This window comes from Vibrio agarilyticus (assembly GCF_012641465.1).
In the GTDB taxonomy this organism is placed as follows: Bacteria; Pseudomonadota; Gammaproteobacteria; order Enterobacterales; family Vibrionaceae; genus Vibrio; species Vibrio agarilyticus.
The window spans coordinates 1-19,024 of sequence record NZ_JABAIK010000033.1; the positions used below are offsets into that span (position 1 = coordinate 1).

At 38.1% G+C, this 19,024-nt stretch carries 14 protein-coding genes and 1 pseudogene; 14 read left to right on the plus strand and 1 reads right to left on the minus strand.

Annotated elements, in window-relative coordinates:
• Window positions 1-1,742 precede the first annotated feature (1,742 nt).
• Genes HGP28_RS18530 through HGP28_RS18550 form a run of 5 tightly spaced genes read left to right on the plus strand, consistent with a single transcriptional unit; the run spans window position 1,743 to window position 9,462 of the window.
• The gene (locus HGP28_RS18530; protein WP_168837932.1) at window positions 1,743-2,699 is read left to right on the plus strand and encodes a helix-turn-helix transcriptional regulator; all 957 of its coding nucleotides are present in this window, start codon (window positions 1,743-1,745) and stop codon (window positions 2,697-2,699) included.
• Window positions 2,700-2,702: 3 nt separating this feature from the next.
• Window positions 2,703-4,355, plus strand: a complete 1,653-nt coding sequence (locus HGP28_RS18535; RefSeq protein ID WP_168837933.1) for a dynamin family protein — start codon at window positions 2,703-2,705, stop codon at window positions 4,353-4,355.
• Window positions 4,355-5,953, plus strand: coding sequence for a dynamin family protein (locus HGP28_RS18540; protein ID WP_168837934.1), 1,599 nt, complete (start codon window positions 4,355-4,357; stop codon window positions 5,951-5,953). Before HGP28_RS18535 ends, HGP28_RS18540 begins: the two co-directional genes overlap by 1 nt.
• Before the next feature lie 13 nt (window positions 5,954-5,966).
• On the plus strand, window positions 5,967-7,379 hold the full coding sequence (locus HGP28_RS18545; protein ID WP_168837935.1) for a hypothetical protein: 1,413 nt from the start codon (window positions 5,967-5,969) through the stop codon (window positions 7,377-7,379).
• Window positions 7,363-9,462 (plus strand): dynamin family protein, encoded by a 2,100-nt coding sequence (locus HGP28_RS18550; protein ID WP_168837936.1) that lies wholly within the window; start codon window positions 7,363-7,365, stop codon window positions 9,460-9,462. Before HGP28_RS18545 ends, HGP28_RS18550 begins: the two co-directional genes overlap by 17 nt.
• Before the next feature lie 264 nt (window positions 9,463-9,726).
• On the opposite strand, the gene HGP28_RS18555 is transcribed toward HGP28_RS18550, so the two are convergent.
• Window positions 9,727-10,380 (minus strand): HEPN domain-containing protein, encoded by a 654-nt coding sequence (locus HGP28_RS18555; RefSeq protein WP_168837937.1) that lies wholly within the window; start codon window positions 10,378-10,380, stop codon window positions 9,727-9,729.
• Between the two features lie 444 nt (window positions 10,381-10,824).
• Between HGP28_RS18555 and HGP28_RS18560 the strand changes: the two genes are divergently transcribed.
• From HGP28_RS18560 to HGP28_RS18600, 9 genes and pseudogenes are all read left to right on the plus strand, one after another.
• Window positions 10,825-11,493 carry a GGDEF domain-containing protein gene (locus tag HGP28_RS18560; protein ID WP_168837938.1) on the plus strand — a complete coding sequence of 223 codons (669 nt, stop codon included), beginning with the start codon at window positions 10,825-10,827 and terminating at the stop codon, window positions 11,491-11,493.
• Between the two features lie 16 nt (window positions 11,494-11,509).
• Window positions 11,510-11,791: pseudogene (locus HGP28_RS18565) on the plus strand (carboxymuconolactone decarboxylase family protein); the annotation flags it as partial.
• Window positions 11,792-12,296: 505 nt separating this feature from the next.
• Complete coding sequence (locus HGP28_RS18570) at window positions 12,297-13,133, plus strand: DUF3626 domain-containing protein (protein ID WP_168837939.1); 837 nt, start codon at window positions 12,297-12,299, stop codon at window positions 13,131-13,133.
• A gap of 256 nt (window positions 13,134-13,389) precedes the next feature.
• On the plus strand, window positions 13,390-13,977 hold the full coding sequence (locus HGP28_RS18575) for a Spy/CpxP family protein refolding chaperone (RefSeq protein WP_211092067.1): 588 nt from the start codon (window positions 13,390-13,392) through the stop codon (window positions 13,975-13,977).
• Window positions 13,978-14,197: 220 nt separating this feature from the next.
• Window positions 14,198-14,887, plus strand: a complete 690-nt coding sequence (locus tag HGP28_RS18580) for an amino acid adenylation (RefSeq protein WP_168837940.1) — start codon at window positions 14,198-14,200, stop codon at window positions 14,885-14,887.
• A 56-nt stretch (window positions 14,888-14,943) separates the two neighbouring features.
• On the plus strand, window positions 14,944-15,399 hold the full coding sequence (locus HGP28_RS18585; protein ID WP_168837941.1) for a GNAT family N-acetyltransferase: 456 nt from the start codon (window positions 14,944-14,946) through the stop codon (window positions 15,397-15,399).
• A gap of 622 nt (window positions 15,400-16,021) precedes the next feature.
• Window positions 16,022-16,765 carry a HupE/UreJ family protein gene (locus tag HGP28_RS18590; protein WP_168837942.1) on the plus strand — a complete coding sequence of 248 codons (744 nt, stop codon included), beginning with the start codon at window positions 16,022-16,024 and terminating at the stop codon, window positions 16,763-16,765.
• A gap of 17 nt (window positions 16,766-16,782) precedes the next feature.
• Complete coding sequence (locus HGP28_RS18595; protein WP_168837943.1) at window positions 16,783-17,445, plus strand: transmembrane anchor protein; 663 nt, start codon at window positions 16,783-16,785, stop codon at window positions 17,443-17,445.
• A 185-nt stretch (window positions 17,446-17,630) separates the two neighbouring features.
• Entirely contained in the window at window positions 17,631-18,887 is a 1,257-nt protein-coding gene (locus tag HGP28_RS18600) for an imelysin family protein (protein ID WP_168837944.1), read from the plus strand.
• The last annotated feature ends 137 nt before the right edge of the window (window positions 18,888-19,024 follow it).

The window sequence follows — 19,024 nt, forward strand, 5'->3', positions numbered from 1 at the left end:
TGGCTTTGAGTACGTATTTTTTCACTATTTAGGTGCGCCTGAAATAAACTCGTAATGCGTAGCATGTAGATTTTTTTTTAGTGCTTCTAAATACGGGCCTGCTTAAATGTTAAAGTTTAGAAATAAGAATCTTCGATTTATTAATTCTAATTGTTATTCTTTATTTATATTTTGAGTGTTACAAAGTGTCTTTGCAATGAGTTTTTTTTGCGAAGTTAAACTTTAGAAAAATGGATGTTAAATATATTCCACCTTGTCATTTGAATATTTTCTCAAAAAAATGAATAAAATAGAATGAGTAAATTTATTTGATTTATTTTGGTGTTCCTAGAAATGCCAATTCTTCTCCCACGAATGCAAGTTTCTCTCACACGAACGCAAGTTTCCCTCCCAATAGTGCAAGTTGTCATAATTATTCAGAATTTTAACCAAAATCACCAAATTAATTCGATATTCACAATTGGTGAATAAATACCCATTTTCTTAACGTTTGGTTGCAGTGGACGAGTGCGAATATATAATGCGAAATTAAATTTTGTCAGGTGTGTAATTTTTACAAAAAAATAATTAAACCATTGAAATCGGGGGGAGAGTGAATTTTAAAATAATCGCAAAGAGGAAGTGCGATCATTCTCGTTTATTACAGATCGATCTTGCGAGTTTTTAAAAAATCAGATAACCGCCATTGAAATTTTGGGTTTCGACAGCTAGTCTCATTTTTGCTACTTCGCTAAAATTATATGGACACCAAGCGATTCTGCCATACCTTAATTACCAAGCGACTTTGTCACTGTCACAATGCTGATGAGTTAAACCGCCTATGGGCAGCTAAGTATTAGCATTAATACTAGCCTGCTTTGCGCCAGTATGATCAGTTGGTTTCACTATTGTCGTGTGATTCAAAGAACTCGTTGCCGTCCATTAGCTTATCTTCGTCGATGTATTTAAACGATACTTAATGAGCACAAGCTTTTCTTTTTGAGCCATATCTAGTTCAAGCTGACAAGATACGAAAAGGCATTTTATCAGTCGGTTGACTATGATCTTGCATTTCTCGATTAGGTTACCGCTTCTATGCGAAGCGCGTATCATTCTAGTTATGATGTTCGCCTTTCGGTTATCTCGGTCTGGTTATGCTAAAGAGCTCCATCTTGTGCGGCAGTATGGTGAAAGTTTCACCGCGAACACGTCACTGCCTGAGCTAGTCATCACTAGGGATTTGTTTGAATCACGTGTTTTTAAATTCTGCATCGGAGACAATGATAGGTGTGAGACTTCAGGATGCTGGGATTTGCGATGGCAAATCGTATAAATTCAACTTCCAAGCATCTTCAAATATCACTAATTCCTTTTTAGTAACTAAGTGCGTCACAACCTGTCGCACAGCTTGTTATCTTATTTATCAGCGAATGGTTTTTTGTGAATAGTATTCATGTGATAAATGGTCATCAACCATAGTAGCTTAGCTCTTTAATCTAGAAGAAAATTACCATGCGAAGCATAAGAAGTTGTATGTTACATTAATCATCATTGAAAAAACATATTATTCGGCCTGAAAAAATAAGCGTTGTAAGGAATTGGGTTTTGAGATAAGAGGTAAATATGGTTGTTGATGCTCCTCCGTACTTTTTCGTTTGCTTAAGCTGCAAACATGAATTTTTTAAGAATCACAAGTTACCTTTTTTCTGCCCTAAATGTTACTCAACTCAAGTGGTCAAAAATTTCAGAATTGTGAAATAACTATGCCAAAAAAGTCCAGTACACAAGAATCGCTAGCTTTGGCGTTTGAAATTTTAAAACGCATACCTAAGTCTCATCAAATCACCGCAAGGCAGCTGCATCAGCATCTACAGTATATCGGTATTGAGCGAGACTTAAGAACGATTCAGCGTAATTTAGAAATGTTGTGTGAACATTTTGATATCATCCGCGACGAGCGCAGCAAGCCATATGGCTATCGTTGGAACAAAAGCAGTGAAGGTATGGCGCTGCCAAAATTATCTGCACAAGAGGCTTTGCTGTTGAGCTTAGCTGAAGAGTATTTAATAAAACTGTTACCTGTGAATATTACAGCATCGCTTGATGGCTTTTTTCAAGAAGCCAAATCAAAGCTTAGCCCTACAGAAGGAAGTTCCAAAGAACGAGAGTGGCTAAAGAAAGTAAGAGTGGTTAGTGAAGCTCAATCTTTATTACCTCCCAATATATCTTCTGAGATTTTTAGCTCTATCAGCGAAGCTCTCTACCAAGATCGTCTACTAACTATTAATTATTACAACGTAAAGCAAGAATCAAAATCTGCGCTTGTGATGCCTTTGGGTCTCGCTCAACAAGGACAACGATTGTATCTAGTTTGTCGCTTTGATGGTTACGATAATGAACGCAGTATCGCTATTCACCGAATTACCAAAGCGCATGCATCGACCTTTAATTTTGAACGCCCTAAAGACTTTAAGTTAAGCCAGTACGATGCTGATGGGCGCTTTGGTTTTGGCGAAGGTCAAAAATGTCAGTTGGAGTTTAGCATAACCAAGAGAGCAGGGTTTCACCTCACAGAAACAGCATTATCAACAGATCAAACAATTACAGTCAAAGAAGATTGTTACAGAGTTACGGCAACAGTTACCCAATCAAAGCAGCTTGAACGTTGGTTAAATGGTTTTGAAGACCAAGTTTGGGATATCAAATTCAAGGAATTATAAATAATGAAGTTAAAACAGAAAGTTGAAGAGCTATTGCCTCAGATCAGTGATTTAGCTAACCAATATGGCTTCGAGCAAGAAATTGAAAGAGCTATTGCAAAGCATAATCAATATAAACTGCGCTTACCTTTTGTGGGAGCTTTTAGTGTTGGAAAATCAACACTGCTGAATACGTTATTACAGGACAAAAGACTACTTGGTGTAGAGATAGATCCAGCAACTTGTTTGCCTACCGAGCTTTTTTATTCAGAACAGGAAAGCATTACGTGGATCGATCAAACAGGTAAAACGGTTAATCTCAGTCGTGAAGATTTGAAAAATCAAAACTACCCAATAAGCGAGCAAGATGCTTGGGTTGAAGTCGGATTGGCTAACTCTGTATTAGAAAAGTATCAAGATTTAGTTTTGGTTGATATGCCTGGTTGGGATTCAGGTTTAGCTGAACATTCACTAGCCGTAGATAACTACATCCATTTGAGCGGTGCATATTGTTTAACGGTAAGAGCAACGGATGGAACATTAAAGCAGAGTATTCAAGAAGTATTAACGGAACTTAAGATGCTCAATAAGCCCGTGATACTTATCATTAGTCGAATTGATGAAATTAGCCTTGATGAAAGACAAGCTGTTACAGATTCCATCACCGAACAGGTAACTTCTCAGCTATCCAAAGAACCATTAAAAGTAGTGACGACTTCAGCAAGAAAGAAACAAATTGAGGGAGTTGAAGAAGCATTATCAGATGTCGTTGCATTGTCAGATTCAATCTATAGCGAACTGGTATTAAATCACTTCTTAGCTGTATTTGAACTTATTGAGACGAAGATAAACATACTACTTAATGAAGACAATTTATCCGTAGAAGAAGCACAACTGGCTTATGAGGCGGTCCCTGAACAACTACTCCAGTTAAAAGAGCAGTTAGCTGAAATAATGCAACAAGTTGATGTTATCGTGCCTAGTTGTATTGAAGCGGCTAAAAGTAATTTGAGTAATAATCTCAAAGCTCAATTAAGCTCGTTGGCAAGTAGTGCTGTTAGAGGTGGTGATGTAAAACATGAAGTAACTACCGCTTTACGCAGTGGATTCTTAGCTATGATGGAGCAAGACTTTAAGCCAAGAGTAGCTAGGCAACTTAAGTCACTGCAAAATATTAATGATATTGCGCCTGTTAATCTGAACGTCTCAACATCATTTACTGCTTCAGAAGATGCGAGTGATAGTAACGGATTAATTTTTTCTCAAGTCATATCGTTTGCGATTACAAAGGTACTTACGTTAGTTCCACCACTAAAGCCATTTAGTCTGATTATTCATGGTATCGCCAGCATATTTACTAGCAAGGTCGATAAGGATATTCAGCGAGAGCAACAGCGTGAAGAGGCCAATCAATATGTATTGAATACTTTGATACCTCAAGTAGTTTCCCAAGCTGAGCCAGCTATTTATGATAACTTACGCCAAATCGTTGATAACGTGAAAGCGGAGGTTACTCAAGAGAGTGAACGTAAAGCAAAGAATAAAAAAGACTCACTGACAGAACTAAAACAAGTGCTTGATTCAATGACAGAACAAGATGATCAGGAAAAGCAGAAGCTAAATAATAACTTAACAGCACTTAACGTTATTACTGCTCAATTACAAGGAGTGAATTAATGGTAAAACTCAGTAATGAAGAGTTGCAAAGTCGCTATGAATTGCTTTGTAAAGCGGGCCAGCCGAATAGCTCTTTGAATATAGAGCTGCAAAGAGAGTTGGCTAAGCTAGAAAAGCTAATAACTCATGATCTAGTCGAGTTAACAAGAAAAGGCTGCCCAGACAATATCATCGATATCCTACAAGCCTTTGAGCATGAACTAACTCGTTTTAGTCAGTTTTGTGAGTTTCCTGACTTAGCAACGAAATCAATTGTTGGGGTCGGTGGTGGTTTTAGTGCGGGTAAATCAACCTTTATCAACGAACTCATTGGTAAAAAGTGTTTAGCGGTAGAAATCGATCCAACGACATCAATGCCCACCTTTGTGCTGAAAGGACAACAAGAGTCAATTAAGGCCCTTAATATGCATGATTGTGCTATTGAGCTAACAGCAGATGAGTTAGCCAGCTTAACGCATGAGGAAAAAGATCTTTACGGTTCTCAAGTCAGCTTATTGCTCAAGTCCTCGTTTGTATCATTACCAGAGTTTGCGTGGGACAACCTAGCTATTTTAGATACCCCAGGTTATTCAAAGGCCGAAGAGGGAAGTAAATACAAAATCAGTGATGAAAGCTTAGCGTTTAGCCAATTAAGTTCATCGAATTTTATTATTTGGTTTGTACCTTCTAAAGCTGGTACGATGCCTGAAAGCGATATCGCTTTTTTAAGCAAGATTGACAAGAAAACTCCTATCCTGATTATCCTATCGAGGGCTGATGAACACAGCGAAGATAAAATACATAATATATGTAAGTTAATATTGAAAACATCAAAGAATCGTGGTCTTAACGTGGTTGATGTTCTGCCATACACAAGAAAGAAAAAGAGTCCATATAGCATAGATAAGATTATTGATAAGTTAAATGAATGGAATAAAAATAAACCTAGAATAGAATTTGCACAAAAATTTAAAAAGCTATTTATTAATTTCGATAATTTTATTGAAGAAGAAAAACGTAGCATACAATTGCATATTGATAAGCTTAATAAGCTATTAGTTATTTTGGATGATAAAAAAGCAATAGGTTTTGCAAATGAATTACTAGCTAAAGTGACAATAGAGTATAAAACGTTATTAACTCAATCGGAACAACTAATCGAATTGAATCATGATTTTTTCAGTAAGATAAAAGAGATTGGCGACTATGCAGGAGTTAGCTTACCCGAACCAAATGCAGTGGAGTTGATGGAGCTAAAGCCTTTTGATCTAGTCGGTTTATTCAATTCATTTATGAAAAAAGAGAAAATAGATATCAAGTTGGATAGGTACTTATTAATGACGGAATTACACAGCGTTAATTCAGATTCTATATTTGAAGAGTTTAATTGTTTTTCAATAATGGATATTGATGGCATTAATAATAAAAAAATTCTTCTTAGAGGTGATGCAAATAAATGGAGTGAAAATGTTTCTCTTGATCAGGTGAGCTTAAATCAAGCATTGCTGAGAGTGGATCCATTAGATTTGGACATTAAAGAGTACGAAGATTTAGCGATGAGAACAAAGTTATTAAGAACTGATAAATGTAACAACCATGCTATTAAATTGAAAATATAAAGGAAATAATTTAATGAACAACATAGAAAGTTGGCTAAAAGAGTTAGATAAAGTAAAAAAAGTAACGCAACCTTTTGGGAAGCATATAGCATCATTTCGCCTTTCTGAACATGAGATTGGTATTTACACTTTATTACATGTTGCTTTAGTTAGTGCAAGTGGCGCTATAAGCAAAAACCAAGAGCGATTGTATGAATTTTATTTTCCTTCTATATCGCCCAAATTAAAACTATCGGAACTTTTATCTTTAGCTCAGAAGTTTAGTGCTAAAGAACTTGAAAAATCAGTTGGAATTTTAAAAGAACATAACTTAACGCTACATTTTTTGCTTGATGCACTGATCTTCATGAGGCTTGATGGGAAAGTTTCATCAGAAGTTAAAAGCTTGCTTGATGGCTTTTGTCAGTCAATGCAAATTCCAGAGAGTGATATTAAACAAGTGGTTTACCTGAGTGATAAAGTCTTTAATATCAAAGAAAGCAATAAACCAGAATTAGATGAATCATTTGATGATTTAATAAGTAATAACACATGGGTTGAGTTTTTTTCAAAGAAGATAAGTGAAAATAACATTTCGAATATATCTGATGGCATATGGAGATTAGATGAAAAAATTGAAAATATTGGAGATGATATTGAATGGGAGAATTGTACTATTATTTTTTCTGAAGATGGCCATGTTTTTCAAAGCAATGGCACTTTGAATATCAATAACTCCACTTTAATTAAACCAGTTTTTGATTTAAGTAGTGTTGAGGTTAATATTAATAATTCGACTCTTAAAGGTTTTTATCAAGAAACAAGTAAAGTTACTGTATTATCAATTTATGGATGTGAAATTATTAATATTTCCAATGTTAAATTTAAAACTATAAATGCAAGGGGGATATATATTAATAATCATGTGAGTTCTTGTAATATATCTAATTCAAGTTTTGATATGTGTGGAAATAGATTTATGCTCGGTGGTGCAGTTAATTATATATCAGGGGTGAAATTTGATAATTGTAAATTCACTAGATGTATTGCATTTGTTGGTGCAGCAACTTTCTTAGAGCATCTATCGTTAGGTTCATATAAAGATTGTCTAATTAAAGCCTGTGATTCGATAGTTGAATGGGCTGAGAATACCAACGCTGGATCTATTTATGCCAGCGATGAGGATAATGCTTGTAATATTGTTAACTCCAACATTGATAATAATATAACTTCATATAACTTAAGAAGTGATGGTGATGGTTATGCGATGTTGAAAAATTCAAACTTTAGAGGTGAAATATGCTACAATCATACTAATTATTCAAAAGTCAATCCTTTAGACCAAAATAGTAAACGTTTAAGTGGTTCACAATCTAAGCAATTCGCGAGACAATTAAAAATTAAGACTAAGAGTGAGCTAAATGAGGAGTGTGAAAAAATTGAATAAATTTAAACAATTCTCAGAAATTAAAAATATTAAAATCTTTAATTGTGATTTATTAGAAAAGGTTTCACGCTGGTCTCAACAAGAACAAAAACTCAGCATAGGCATTATTGGTCAAGTAAAAGCAGGAAAGAGTAGCTTTCTGAATGCGCTATTATTTGATGGAAAATCCATTCTCCCGGAAGCCGCAACACCTAAAACAGCTAACTTGACCAAGATTCAATATGGTGATGCTTTCCAGTTAAAGATTGAGTATTACTCAGAGCAAGAATGGCAGCAGGTTGTAGCAACATCGCAATTAGATTCGCCTTCTCTTGAAGTTAAAGTAGCTCAAGAGCTAGTTGCAATGGCGAATGAGTTAGATCAGCAAGAAATAACCCGTTGCCTAGCAGTAGGCAGTGAAATTATTGAAGCAAATGATCTTGATGGTTTACAAGGCATATTGAACCAATACACAGGTAACAATGGTTCACATACGCCGTTAGTGAAGAGTACCGAAATTACACTGCCGATAGACTCCTTAAAAGGTTATGAGATTGTCGATACTCCAGGAATGAATGACCCTGTCGCAAGCCGTACGCAGAAGACTCGTGAATACATGGCAAATTGTGATGTAGTGTTCTTCTTGTCTCGAGCTAGCCAGTTCTTAGACAAAGCTGATGAGGACTTGCTTCGTAACCAATTACCAAACAAAGGAGTAAAAAGGCTAGTTGTAGTTGCAGGGCAGTTTGACTCTGCAATTATTGATGATGGTTACAACCGTGATTCACTGGATGAAACTTTGGCTAATCTTTATAAACGACTTACGAGGCAGTCGTACAGTAAAGCTGAAAATATCGCTCAAGCAAAAATGGACTTGAATGATGCTCAAAGCCAAATGGTGGTTGATAGCCTCTCTAACCCAGTATTTGCGAGTACATTTGCTTTTGGTTATGCCCATTGGAACAAAGAAGATTGGACCGACTCAATGCTTCACTCTTACAACGAAATCACTGAGATTGCGGAAGATGAGTGGGATTATGAGTTTACTCAAGAAGATTGGTTAAAAATCGGTAACTTCGATGAATTAACCAAACACTTTGAGCAAGCCAAGCTTGAAAGACAACAAATTCTTGATGAGCAAAAGCGTTCTTACCTTCCTGATGCCTACAATGCTTTGCTAAGAGAGTATGGTAATTTAGAAAACAGCATTAAACAAAGAATCGACCTATTACAAACAAAAGAAGTATCAGACATTGAAAGTGAACAAGCACGCTTTGAGCGTAAAGTCTCTTCAATTGCTACATCACTTTCGTATACGCTTACCCAAGCTAAGAATGAGGCAAAAGCAAATGGTAACGAGTTGTTAGCGCAACTTGATAACGACCAAGCAAATTTTTCTCAATTAGCTACCAAAAAGGGAACCCGTGAAGAAGAGTATAGCTATCAAGTAAGTACCTCTCGATGGTATAACCCTTTCTCATGGGGAAGTTCTCGTACAGTATATCGTACTAGGACAATCTCTTATGACTACCTAAGCAAGGCTGATGCAACTGAGAGTGTAAAAGCATATGGAGATGATAGTGCAAGGCAAATTAAACATATGTTCAAGCAGCTCATTTCTTCTTCTACTTTGAAATTGAAGCTTAAAACAGCACTTCTTAACGAGTTAGATACCCATAGTGCAGATTTTGATCCGAATGTATTTAAAGCCATGCTTGAAAACTTCATAGCCAAACTAGAATTGCCTGATTTTAATATCGAGCTAGGTGACACAACCTCTGATATTTCAGCAAACTTCAATGATGAAGTTACTGACTATAGCGGTATGGCATCCTTGCGCCAGCATCTATCTTCGGCATTAGCAACAGTGCTTCAAAGGCTACAGGTAGAGTTTAAAACTCAGTTCGATAAAGTGATATCGGATTTGGAAACAGCAAGTGCTGGGCTTGAGGAGGAGCTTACTTTAGACCTTCAAGCTGAACTAGCTAAGCTGAAACAAAAAATCTTAGATAAAGAGCAAGAGATTGCGAGCTATCAAGATTACCTGATAGAGGTCGGTAAAGAGAAAGCAGAAATCGAAATAAAACTTCTGCATTGTGGTTAGAATATATAGAACAAGTAGTAGCTAATCGTGTGTACAGGAAAAACTATATTTATTGGCGGTGGATGATTTAATATGTTGGTCCTGTTATGGACTAAATTATCACGAGAACGCCGACTTGTCAGTCTTATGACCCGACCTAGAGGAAAAGGTAGCCTTGGTAGGCTGACGAAGAAGATAAGCGTTTGTTGAATAGCTAAAATTCAGCAGTAGGAAAGTAATGACTAGAACGATGAGGGTTCATATGCCCTCATTTTTTCTGTTGCGTTATTTTTCTATTAGTGGATAAACAGGATCGCCCCAAAGCTCGTTACGGCTGTCCATCATAACCTTAATGATAACGGGTAATATCTGTTCCAGAATAATAGTACAGTCTCGTAGCTGTTTGCGATTTACAGAACTTCCGAATGTGGATCCTCCGTGGATGATTTGGTTACGTAATGTGTATAGTCGTGAAAATACAACCGATAGCACTAATGCTGTATTGTTATATCCCAGCGCAGTGTTCGCTACGATTTTCGCTTTACTGCGAGCGTCTTTCCACTGATCTTCAGTGATGCGCCCTGACTGATAGTTCCAATAACTTTCAAGAACAAATTCGTTATTTAAAACTGCTCTTATCGCGCCAGAATAATTATGCCAGACAATGTTTGATAGGAGATTTTCAGAATCTAGTTCAACAAGACGCGTCAAAAACTCTTGATATAGTCCGCGTTCGCCAAAGTTCACTTTTTGCTCGAATTCTTGTGCATAAGCAGAGTTAAAGGCAATCCATAGGAAGGTAAATTTAGAGTCGTCATCTTCGCACATTTCAGCTTTTTGTAGCCAACTGAGAGCACGATGAACTCTCGTGGAAAGTGCTTGCGAATAACCTTTTCGCTCATTACGGTGACGATGTTTAAGATTGGTAAAACTAAGCATTGATTTTCTCTATGGCGTTCATTAGTTACGACTATTTTACGCAATCATACACAACTTTAAGAAATCAATATGTGGAAATTGTCAAAGTTACTGCATCGATATATTATATAAAATAACTCATTAAGGTGAGGGATAGATAAATTTTTGAGATTAAGAAGTTTAGTGAGGTCTGAGTTATTTTTTTCGGTGTGTGCCACTTGGCATACAACGTATTAATACCCAGAATTTTATTGCTGCATTGTGGATTTAATATTCAAAACCACTGACCGTTATTGATTATTTTGTAAATACAATGTCCTGATTTAATTCATACGTTTAAGACTAGGCGTATTATTAATTTATGCGACACGATTTGTCGCATATCTGCACATAATAATAAAATAAGGATTGCAGGGTAGGGCAGTAGGGCATATGAAATGTTCAGAGATCGATTGGAAGGAAGCTATGACTGATTTTTCTTACTCAGTAACAGCAGAAATCAAAAATAGTTATCAGCTTCCTATAGAAATCGCACTCATTAACGACTATTTATTATTAAATACTATTAACAATTTACAAGCTGAAAATGCGGTACTAATCGAGAAGGTTCACAAGCTTGAGCAAGTTGTCAATTTCGATGGTTTGACCGGACTTAGTCGCAGAGAATGGTGTTTTTATGCACTAAATAAAATGATTGCAGATGAAGCAGTGGAACAGATATCCGTAGTCTTTTTGGACCTGGATAACCTAAAAGCAATTAACGATATGATGGGGCATTATGTTGGTGATCTAGTCATTTGTTCGTTTTCAAATATGCTTAAAAAACATTGCCCTGAACGAGCAGTCGTTTCCCGCTACGGTGGCGACGAGTTTGTTGTTTTACTTCCAAACTTTAGCCTCCAACAAGCTGAAGCTTGGTGTGACATTTTGAAGTTCCAAGTTAATGAGAACACATTGAATGATAATGCTGTTGAAAAGCTCAATGTCGATTTTTCACATGGAGTTCATAATGTTACAACGTGTAATGATTGTTCTAATATTGATCTAGGAATTCTGGCAAATGAACTCATTCAGAAAGCTGATCAAGCGATGTATAGAGATAAGCGTACCAAAAAAACATCAGATGGCTTATAACTGGTAAAGCGTTTGGTTGAAGGTTGACCCTGCATTGACAGAAGCACTGCGTAACGATGAAGCGATGCCAACACCTAAGCTACAAGCACTAAAAGATTTTACTCTTGCTGTTGTTTGTAAGCGTGGCAATGTATCAGAATCAGACTTAGTGGCCTTTTTTGCCGCGGGTTACGCCCAGCAACAGGTTCTAGCAGTGATCCTTGGCCTTTCGCAAAAAGTGATCAGCAACTATGTAAACCACGTTGCTCACACGCCAGTAGACAAAGTATTTGAGAAGTTTGCTTGGGCGAAGAAGTAGTTCGTTTATGTCCAAAAGTTTATCGGCATAAGCTGTACTAATACATTGCCAACTAATGAAGAATTTGTCATTGCGCAGCAGTCGGTTGAACTTCTTTAATAGTATTTAAAATCATATAGTTAAAAGCGAGCTTAGTGCTCGCTTTTTTGATCTCGTATGTTGGCTAGACCATAGCGAAGAGCGTGCTTTGTAGCCTGGCAATTATGAAGAGCCTGGTTTGCGGGGAGGGTTACACAGCCAGAAAACGCATGGCGTATCACAGAAGACTTTAATCCTGATAAAGAGATGAGCCTAACCAAGCGGATTGGCGTTAAATTGCGTCGGGTCGTGCCGATCAAAATTTTATAGCGGGTAACAACGTGTAGGATTAATTTATGATTCATTTCGCTACGTATTTTGCAAAGGGGAGGTGGCGCATAGTGTTTTATATAGGTTGATACTGTTTGATTTTATTGAGTTAGTCTTACGCGTAGTGATCAGAGAAAGTGTCGAAATAGGGTATTTAATGGCTAAAAATGCAGTAGAGCAAGCAATCGAAAACATCAGACTCAAGTCTCAATGTATTGATTCTTCGTTGGTTAGTGCTGTTACAATTAACTTCCATCCTGATCGCTTTACAACCGAAAATAAGCCAATACTTCAAGCAATAGCAGAAGACGGCTACTTGAAATCCCAATTTGAGACAGGCACAAGCAATGGTGGTTTGACCGCTTATACTGGCGGTGAACGTTGGCTTTGGGAACAAAAGGTCTTTGATGGGGCATATGATAATGCTCTAGATAGTCTTCGACCCAAGTATGGTGCGCTAAATTTCAGAAACTACGAAACAGGTGCGTCTCCACGGTTTGGATCTTCGTACTTTCAACTTAAACCTCATGTTTCTGAGCGAACAACGTTTTGCTATCCCGATAGCTATTTTGAACCTGAAGACTTTGCTGTTTTCAATCGAGTCAGCCCTTTAATAGATAAAGCATTAGCATCACACACAGACTTGCTAGACGACTATATCGAAGCGCATATTCACGGTAAAATCTCAATAAAAGACGATATTGAATGTCTTGTTCTTGATCCAATTTTTCACACAAGCCCTATCGAGCGACAAGCTTTGAATTTAGGTATTCCAGTTAAATGGCATAAAGGTTATCGACTTACTGTCGAAGAAATGAGTCGTTACCCTGACTATCGAGGGTATAAGTATATTGAACTTGCTAAAGAGTTAGCTCAAAACGGAAGCATAAATGCAAAGATACTCGGTTTAGCGGTTACTAAGCAGGGTTACGATGAGCAAGAAGTGAAAAAAGTATGGCATTACTTGGCCAGGTTTGGTTATCAGTCAACATGAGCATACAAGTCATTCAAGCTGGCGAACAGAGTCGCAGAATTTTTGTTTCGAAGTGTAATGACCCTGAGAAGAGTTGGGCATGCCATTGTATCCCTCTAAAGGGAGTCATTATTACTGTGGAACCAGAAGCAAAACGTTGGACGGCAAAACGTAAAACTGAACTCGTCAAAGGCAGAACAACTAGAAAAAGTCGCCTTAAGGGAGATTAAAACAATAAATTTCGATAGCATATATTATGAAATATAAGGAGAAACTAATGAAATTAAAATCAGTATTGACGCTATTATTTATGTTGCTTTCATATTTACCTACTTTTGCTAACGCATCCGAATCTAAATATCTTGGTCAAGAGCACAGAGATATTAAAAGTTTGTCTCAACATGATATAGAAGAGTTAAATAGAGGTGGTGGTTGGGGGCTGGCAAAAGCCGCAGAATTAAACGGCGTTCCTGGGCCGGCTCATATTTTAGAAATGGGAAGTGAAATAGGTTTAACATCCGACCAAGAAAATAAGATTCAAGTAATTTATGATAATATGAAAATTGAAGCAATTGAACTTGGTAAGCAGCTAATTAATCTTGAAAAAATTTTAAATAATGGATTTTCAAACAAAACAATAAATCAATCTTTATTAGAAAATACGGTTCAAGATATTGAAAAGGTTCGTGCTAAGTTAAGGGTTATTCATTTGTCAACACACCTACAAACCCCAAGCATACTTACAACAGAACAAATAAAACGATATAACGAGCTAAGAGGTTATTCCAATGACCCATGCAAGAATATTCCCGAGGGGCACAATCCAGAAATGTGGAAAAAGCATAATGGATGCTCAGATCAATAAATGTATAGCACCTGGTTACAGCTCACGCATGCGGCGCACTTATGAGCATTGTCTCCGGTAATGCTAACCCTTAGCTGAAGTATTACATCGCGTAGCGTGCGGTTTTACCAGTATTTTTGGATGCCTCTTTTGCTGTTTTACTTGAAGTGACAGGTATATTGTTTACACTCTCTCGTCACTAGCAATGTCAAGTGATTTGGCCAATCGGTAAGGTTTCGTTATGCAAATTAAATTCAGTGCCACCAATGCGCTTAATAAATGGCTTAAAGCCGACTTTCCTCGTTTGCCAGCAGAAGAGGGCAAACAGGCTGGTGTTAATAAACTAAATTCTAATGCCGAGAGCATGTGTTGGCAGGTGCATTTGATTGAAAACCGCTACCAATCTCCCGAGAAAACGCTGATCATTTGTGAGGCCAATAGTCGATTCACTTATTTTCTTCCGCTTAATAGGCTATTTTTTACACCAGATGAATTAGCAAAAAGGTTGAAAATAGAGTGGCAATTCGCTTTTGTTGAAGCCTTGGAAAGCTATGCTTTTCAAGCTAATACTATAAAAGAGAAAGGTTTTATCAGCCGCTACGATATTGCAACTCTACTATCTAACCTTGATGATATTGATTTTACGCCTCAATGGGTAAAAAACACGGATCTCAGTATTAATGGCCATATTGCAGACGCAGCGCAGTGGGTTACGCAAACATTAGATGATAGAAACCTCCATTGCTTGAATACGCCATTGGCGTTTGAGCTTTCCAACTATATCAACTGCCAAACTAAAAGCATTAAGGTAGGCAGTAAAAAGCAACGCTTTATTCCCATTGAGCGTTTATTTGAATACGTGCAGAAAATTACGAAACTAACCCCACCTTATCATGATATGAGTAATGTTGTGCCGTTTCGGTGCAGGTAAGATGTCATAATATACAGCACAGTAGAAAACTTAATTTAGAGGTAAAAAATAGAGCCATGAAGTTTAGACGGTACCATTCAGAAGACAAGCAAGATTTAATAGATATTTTATTATCGAATTGCCCTAAATATTTCATCGAGACTGACCAATCAGACTTAATCGATTTCTTAGATAATTATGCTGATGAAAACTATTTAGTGGTCGAATCTAATGGAAAAATCATAGGCTGTGGTGGTCATTTTACGAAAGGTCATGCTCATGGGATTGCTTGGGTTATGTTTGGTCAAGGCACCCTTGGTCCCCGTCAACTATTATCAGTCGCAGATACATTTTATCGCGAAATTGAAAATCGCATCAAGTCCGAGGGGCATCTATACGATATTCATATATCGACGACTCAAAAAATGGAGAATTTATTTAATCGCTATGGATTTGAAACCGTTGAAATAACCAAAAATGGGTTTGGTCAAGGGTTACATCAGTATGATATGGTTAAATCGTTTACCTTCTAAAAATATATATTTTTAAATAATGGCTATGCCCCAAAAAAGTCAAACAAGATGGGTATAGCGCAATTATTGGTTTTTTTTGCAGAGATGGTTAAAGAGTTTGATGTAAAATACACATTCATTAACAAATCACGGTTGATATCTGAGTTTTGTTATAATATAACTTGTGAGGTTATTTTTCGATGAACGTACTCGATGTCGGCGATGGTGTATGACCTTTAAAGTATTATCACAATATATTAGCTCTCTTATGCTAATTATCATCGTACTAGGCACAACTTCGTCTGCAATAGGTGAGTTTCAATCTCATAGCGTATTGATGACATCGAGTGTCGAGAGTGACCATGTCAGTTCTCATTCATTCAGCCATTCTCACGATGTTGTTGAAGAATATTCATTTCAGCACGATGCGAGTAATCATAATCACATCTATGACAGTGCAGCATTAAAATTGCTGAGTCACTTTATTCCTACGAGAGTGATGGTGACAGCGTGTTGCATTCAAATCAGTGGAACGCCCATCCAACGTCCTTTTAAAATCGAGCGCCCTCCAAGAATTGGGTTGATTACTTGAAAACGACCGCGATCAGCGGTCAAACAAGATTCAACAATTAATGGAGCTACTATGAACTTACTCTCTTTGCGCGAAGTGAGTGCGTTGCCTATAGGTAAGGCAGCGTCGCTTCGTAAGGGAACTCTTTATCTTATTCTCGGCTTATTCATGATAATGAGTACCGACGTTTTTGCTCATGCTGTGGCACAGGGCGATAAAGGTTATATTCAAGAAATAACAGGCACTAATATCATCGCATTTATGTATCTCGGTGCGAAACACATGGTGACTGGATACGATCATATTCTGTTTCTCTTTGGTGTTATTTTCTTTCTCTACAAAATGAAACACATCGCGCTGTATGTGAGCCTTTTTGCGCTCGGACATTCGTCTACTATGCTGCTTGGTGTCTACTTTAATATTGGTATTAATAGCTACATTATTGACGCCATTATCGGTTTATCGGTGGTTTACAAAGCAATGGATAACTTAGGTGCGTTTCAGCGATGGTTTGGTGTTCAGCCTAATACTAAACTTGCAACTTTGCTGTTCGGCTTCTGTCATGGTTTCGGTTTGTCATCGAAGATCATTGAATATGACATCTCTTCTGACGGATTAATTCCTAATCTACTGGCGTTCAATATTGGTGTGGAAATAGGGCAATTAATTGCTTTAGGCACCATTTTGATTGTGATGGGCTTTTGGCGGCAACATACCCATTTTTATCGTCAAGCCTATTCAGTCAATGTCATTATGATGAGCTTAGGTTTCATGCTCATCGGATACCAATTAACGGGTTACGTTGTTGCTCAGTAAAAGAAAAGGAATTCATTATGTACAATACAGATAAACCAAATCGTGCCGAGCTACCGACAACTAAGCAGCTTGTCCGCTCAACGTTGATTGCAGTAGGAGCCGCCATTGCACTGCTTATTACCGTCATTTTGCCGGCTGAGTATGCTGTTGACCCAACGGGCGTGGGCAAAGTTCTGGGATTAGCTGAAATGGGCGAGATTAAAGCTCAATTGGCTCGTGAAGCCGAAGAAGACCAAGCAAATATTGCGGTAGCTGCGATTTCAAATCCGCGTCAAAATGAATCTGCTAAAGAAGAGCCTCGTGTGGTTTCTCAGCAAGTTGAAATTGCTTCGTTAAAAGCGGAAAGTGCCGTTACCATTGCGCCTGTTTGGAAAGATAGAATGATGATTGCACTTAAACCGGGTCAAGGAGCGGAAGTTAAATTGCTGATGGAAAAAGGCCAAATCGCGCAATTTGAATGGGTAGCCAAAGGGGGACCTGTTAACTTCGATACTCATGGCGATGGTAATGGAAATTCGATTAGTTATGAAAAAGGGCGTGGCGTGCCTGATGACAAAGGCGAATTAGAGGCGGCTTTCACGGGTAATCACGGTTGGTTTTTTCGTAACCGTAATGACAAAACCGTCATGGTGATTTTGAAAACGAATGGCGATTATGCCGAGATGAAACGCGTTCTATAACTGAAAACATAGTCCCTGTGAAAAAACCAATCACAGGGGCTTTTTTCATTATGTTTGCGTTGGTTAACTCTGCTCCGGCTTGCGAAATTGTTATGGATCTGTATCATTCACTCTGAAATTGTAAATAAAAATCATTCCTACACGCAATTGCATTGCTGTTGGTAACACAATTCAAGGATGAATTTATGCAAAATAAATTGACTATCGCGGTCTCTGCGCTGTGTTTTGGGTTTTCAAGCTCATCTATTGCCGCATCCCCCTCTGAAAAACAAGTCATCGCACATTACGCCGATCTTGCTCATGCCGTTTATCAAGATGCTCGAATTACCGCACAAGCATTACAAACGGAAATTAAGACCTTTATCGACCAGCCAAGTAAGAATGGGTTAGACAAGGTGAAACAAGCGTGGCTTCAGGCGCGGGTTCCTTATCAGCAATCGGAAGTCTTTCGTTTTGGTAATGCGATTGTTGATGATTGGGAAGGGCAGCTTAATGCTTGGCCGTTGGACGAAGGCTTAATTGATTATGTCGAAACCGATTATCAATACGAGCTGGGTAATGAGGGCGCGAAAGCGAATATTATTGCCAACCCATCACTGCAACTTGGCGCTGAGACGTTGGATCTTTCTACCATCACACCTGAGGTAATTGCGAGCCTTAATGAGGTGGGTGGCTCAGAAGCGAATGTCGCTTCAGGGTATCACGCGATTGAGTTTTTACTTTGGGGACAAGATCTAAACGGAACCAACAGTGGCGCTGGTGAGCGAGCTTACACTGATTACTTGAACGGTGATCAGTGCACCAATGGTAATTGCGATCGACGTGGTGCTTACTTAGAGGCAGCGGCGCAGTTGTTGGTGGATGATTTGAAGTGGATGGAGCAGCAATGGGCCAGTGACGTTCAAAACAACTATCGCCAAACCTTACTTGATGAATCAGCGCAACAGGGATTACGTAAGATGCTGTTTGGTATGGGCTCTTTGTCTTTAGGTGAGCTTGCAGGTGAGCGAATGAAAGTGGCGTTAGAGGCAAATTCTACAGAAGATGAGCACGATTGCTTCTCTGATAACACACATAACTCTCATTACTACAACGAGCAAGGAATCGTGAATGTGTATACCGGACGTTATCTACGTCAAGACGGTTCGACGCTCTCTGGCCCAAGTCTTCATGATCTCGTTGCGGATAAAAACACATCTGCTGCGGCAAAAATTGAGCAGCAATTTGAACAGACTCGTCAGCAGGTTAATCAACTCGTGGTTTCTGCTGAAAGTAAGGGACAATACTTTGATCAATTGATCGCAGTAGGAAACAAGCAAGGTCACGCCTTGGTGAATAAAACCATTCTTTCATTGGTGAATCAAACGGCGGCGATTGAGCAAGCGGCGAACATTATCGGTATTACCAGTTTGAATCCTGATACGGCTGATCACGAGTTCTAAACACCAAAAAATGCAGGCCGCAAATACACCAAAGTGACGCCAAGTAGGAGGCGTATGAGTGGCCTGTATACCCAAGTAACCTCAAGATGCATGGTTCAGCGAGAATGACTTGGTTTGTCAGTGAGGCGAGGATTTGA

Coding starts and splice junctions, on each gene's coding strand:
- HGP28_RS18530 (WP_168837932.1), top strand. CDS start 1,743: ATGCCAAAAAAGTCCAGTACACAAGAATCGCTAGCTTTGGCGTTTGAA.
- HGP28_RS18535 (WP_168837933.1), top strand. CDS start 2,703: ATGAAGTTAAAACAGAAAGTTGAAGAGCTATTGCCTCAGATCAGTGAT.
- HGP28_RS18540 (WP_168837934.1), top strand. CDS start 4,355: ATGGTAAAACTCAGTAATGAAGAGTTGCAAAGTCGCTATGAATTGCTT.
- HGP28_RS18545 (WP_168837935.1), top strand. CDS start 5,967: ATGAACAACATAGAAAGTTGGCTAAAAGAGTTAGATAAAGTAAAAAAA.
- HGP28_RS18555 (WP_168837937.1), bottom strand. CDS start 10,380: ATGCTTAGTTTTACCAATCTTAAACATCGTCACCGTAATGAGCGAAAA.
- HGP28_RS18560 (WP_168837938.1), top strand. CDS start 10,825: ATGACTGATTTTTCTTACTCAGTAACAGCAGAAATCAAAAATAGTTAT.
- HGP28_RS18570 (WP_168837939.1), top strand. CDS start 12,297: ATGGCTAAAAATGCAGTAGAGCAAGCAATCGAAAACATCAGACTCAAG.
- HGP28_RS18575 (WP_211092067.1), top strand. CDS start 13,390: ATGAAATTAAAATCAGTATTGACGCTATTATTTATGTTGCTTTCATAT.
- HGP28_RS18580 (WP_168837940.1), top strand. CDS start 14,198: ATGCAAATTAAATTCAGTGCCACCAATGCGCTTAATAAATGGCTTAAA.
- HGP28_RS18585 (WP_168837941.1), top strand. CDS start 14,944: ATGAAGTTTAGACGGTACCATTCAGAAGACAAGCAAGATTTAATAGAT.
- HGP28_RS18590 (WP_168837942.1), top strand. CDS start 16,022: ATGAACTTACTCTCTTTGCGCGAAGTGAGTGCGTTGCCTATAGGTAAG.
- HGP28_RS18595 (WP_168837943.1), top strand. CDS start 16,783: ATGTACAATACAGATAAACCAAATCGTGCCGAGCTACCGACAACTAAG.
- HGP28_RS18600 (WP_168837944.1), top strand. CDS start 17,631: ATGCAAAATAAATTGACTATCGCGGTCTCTGCGCTGTGTTTTGGGTTT.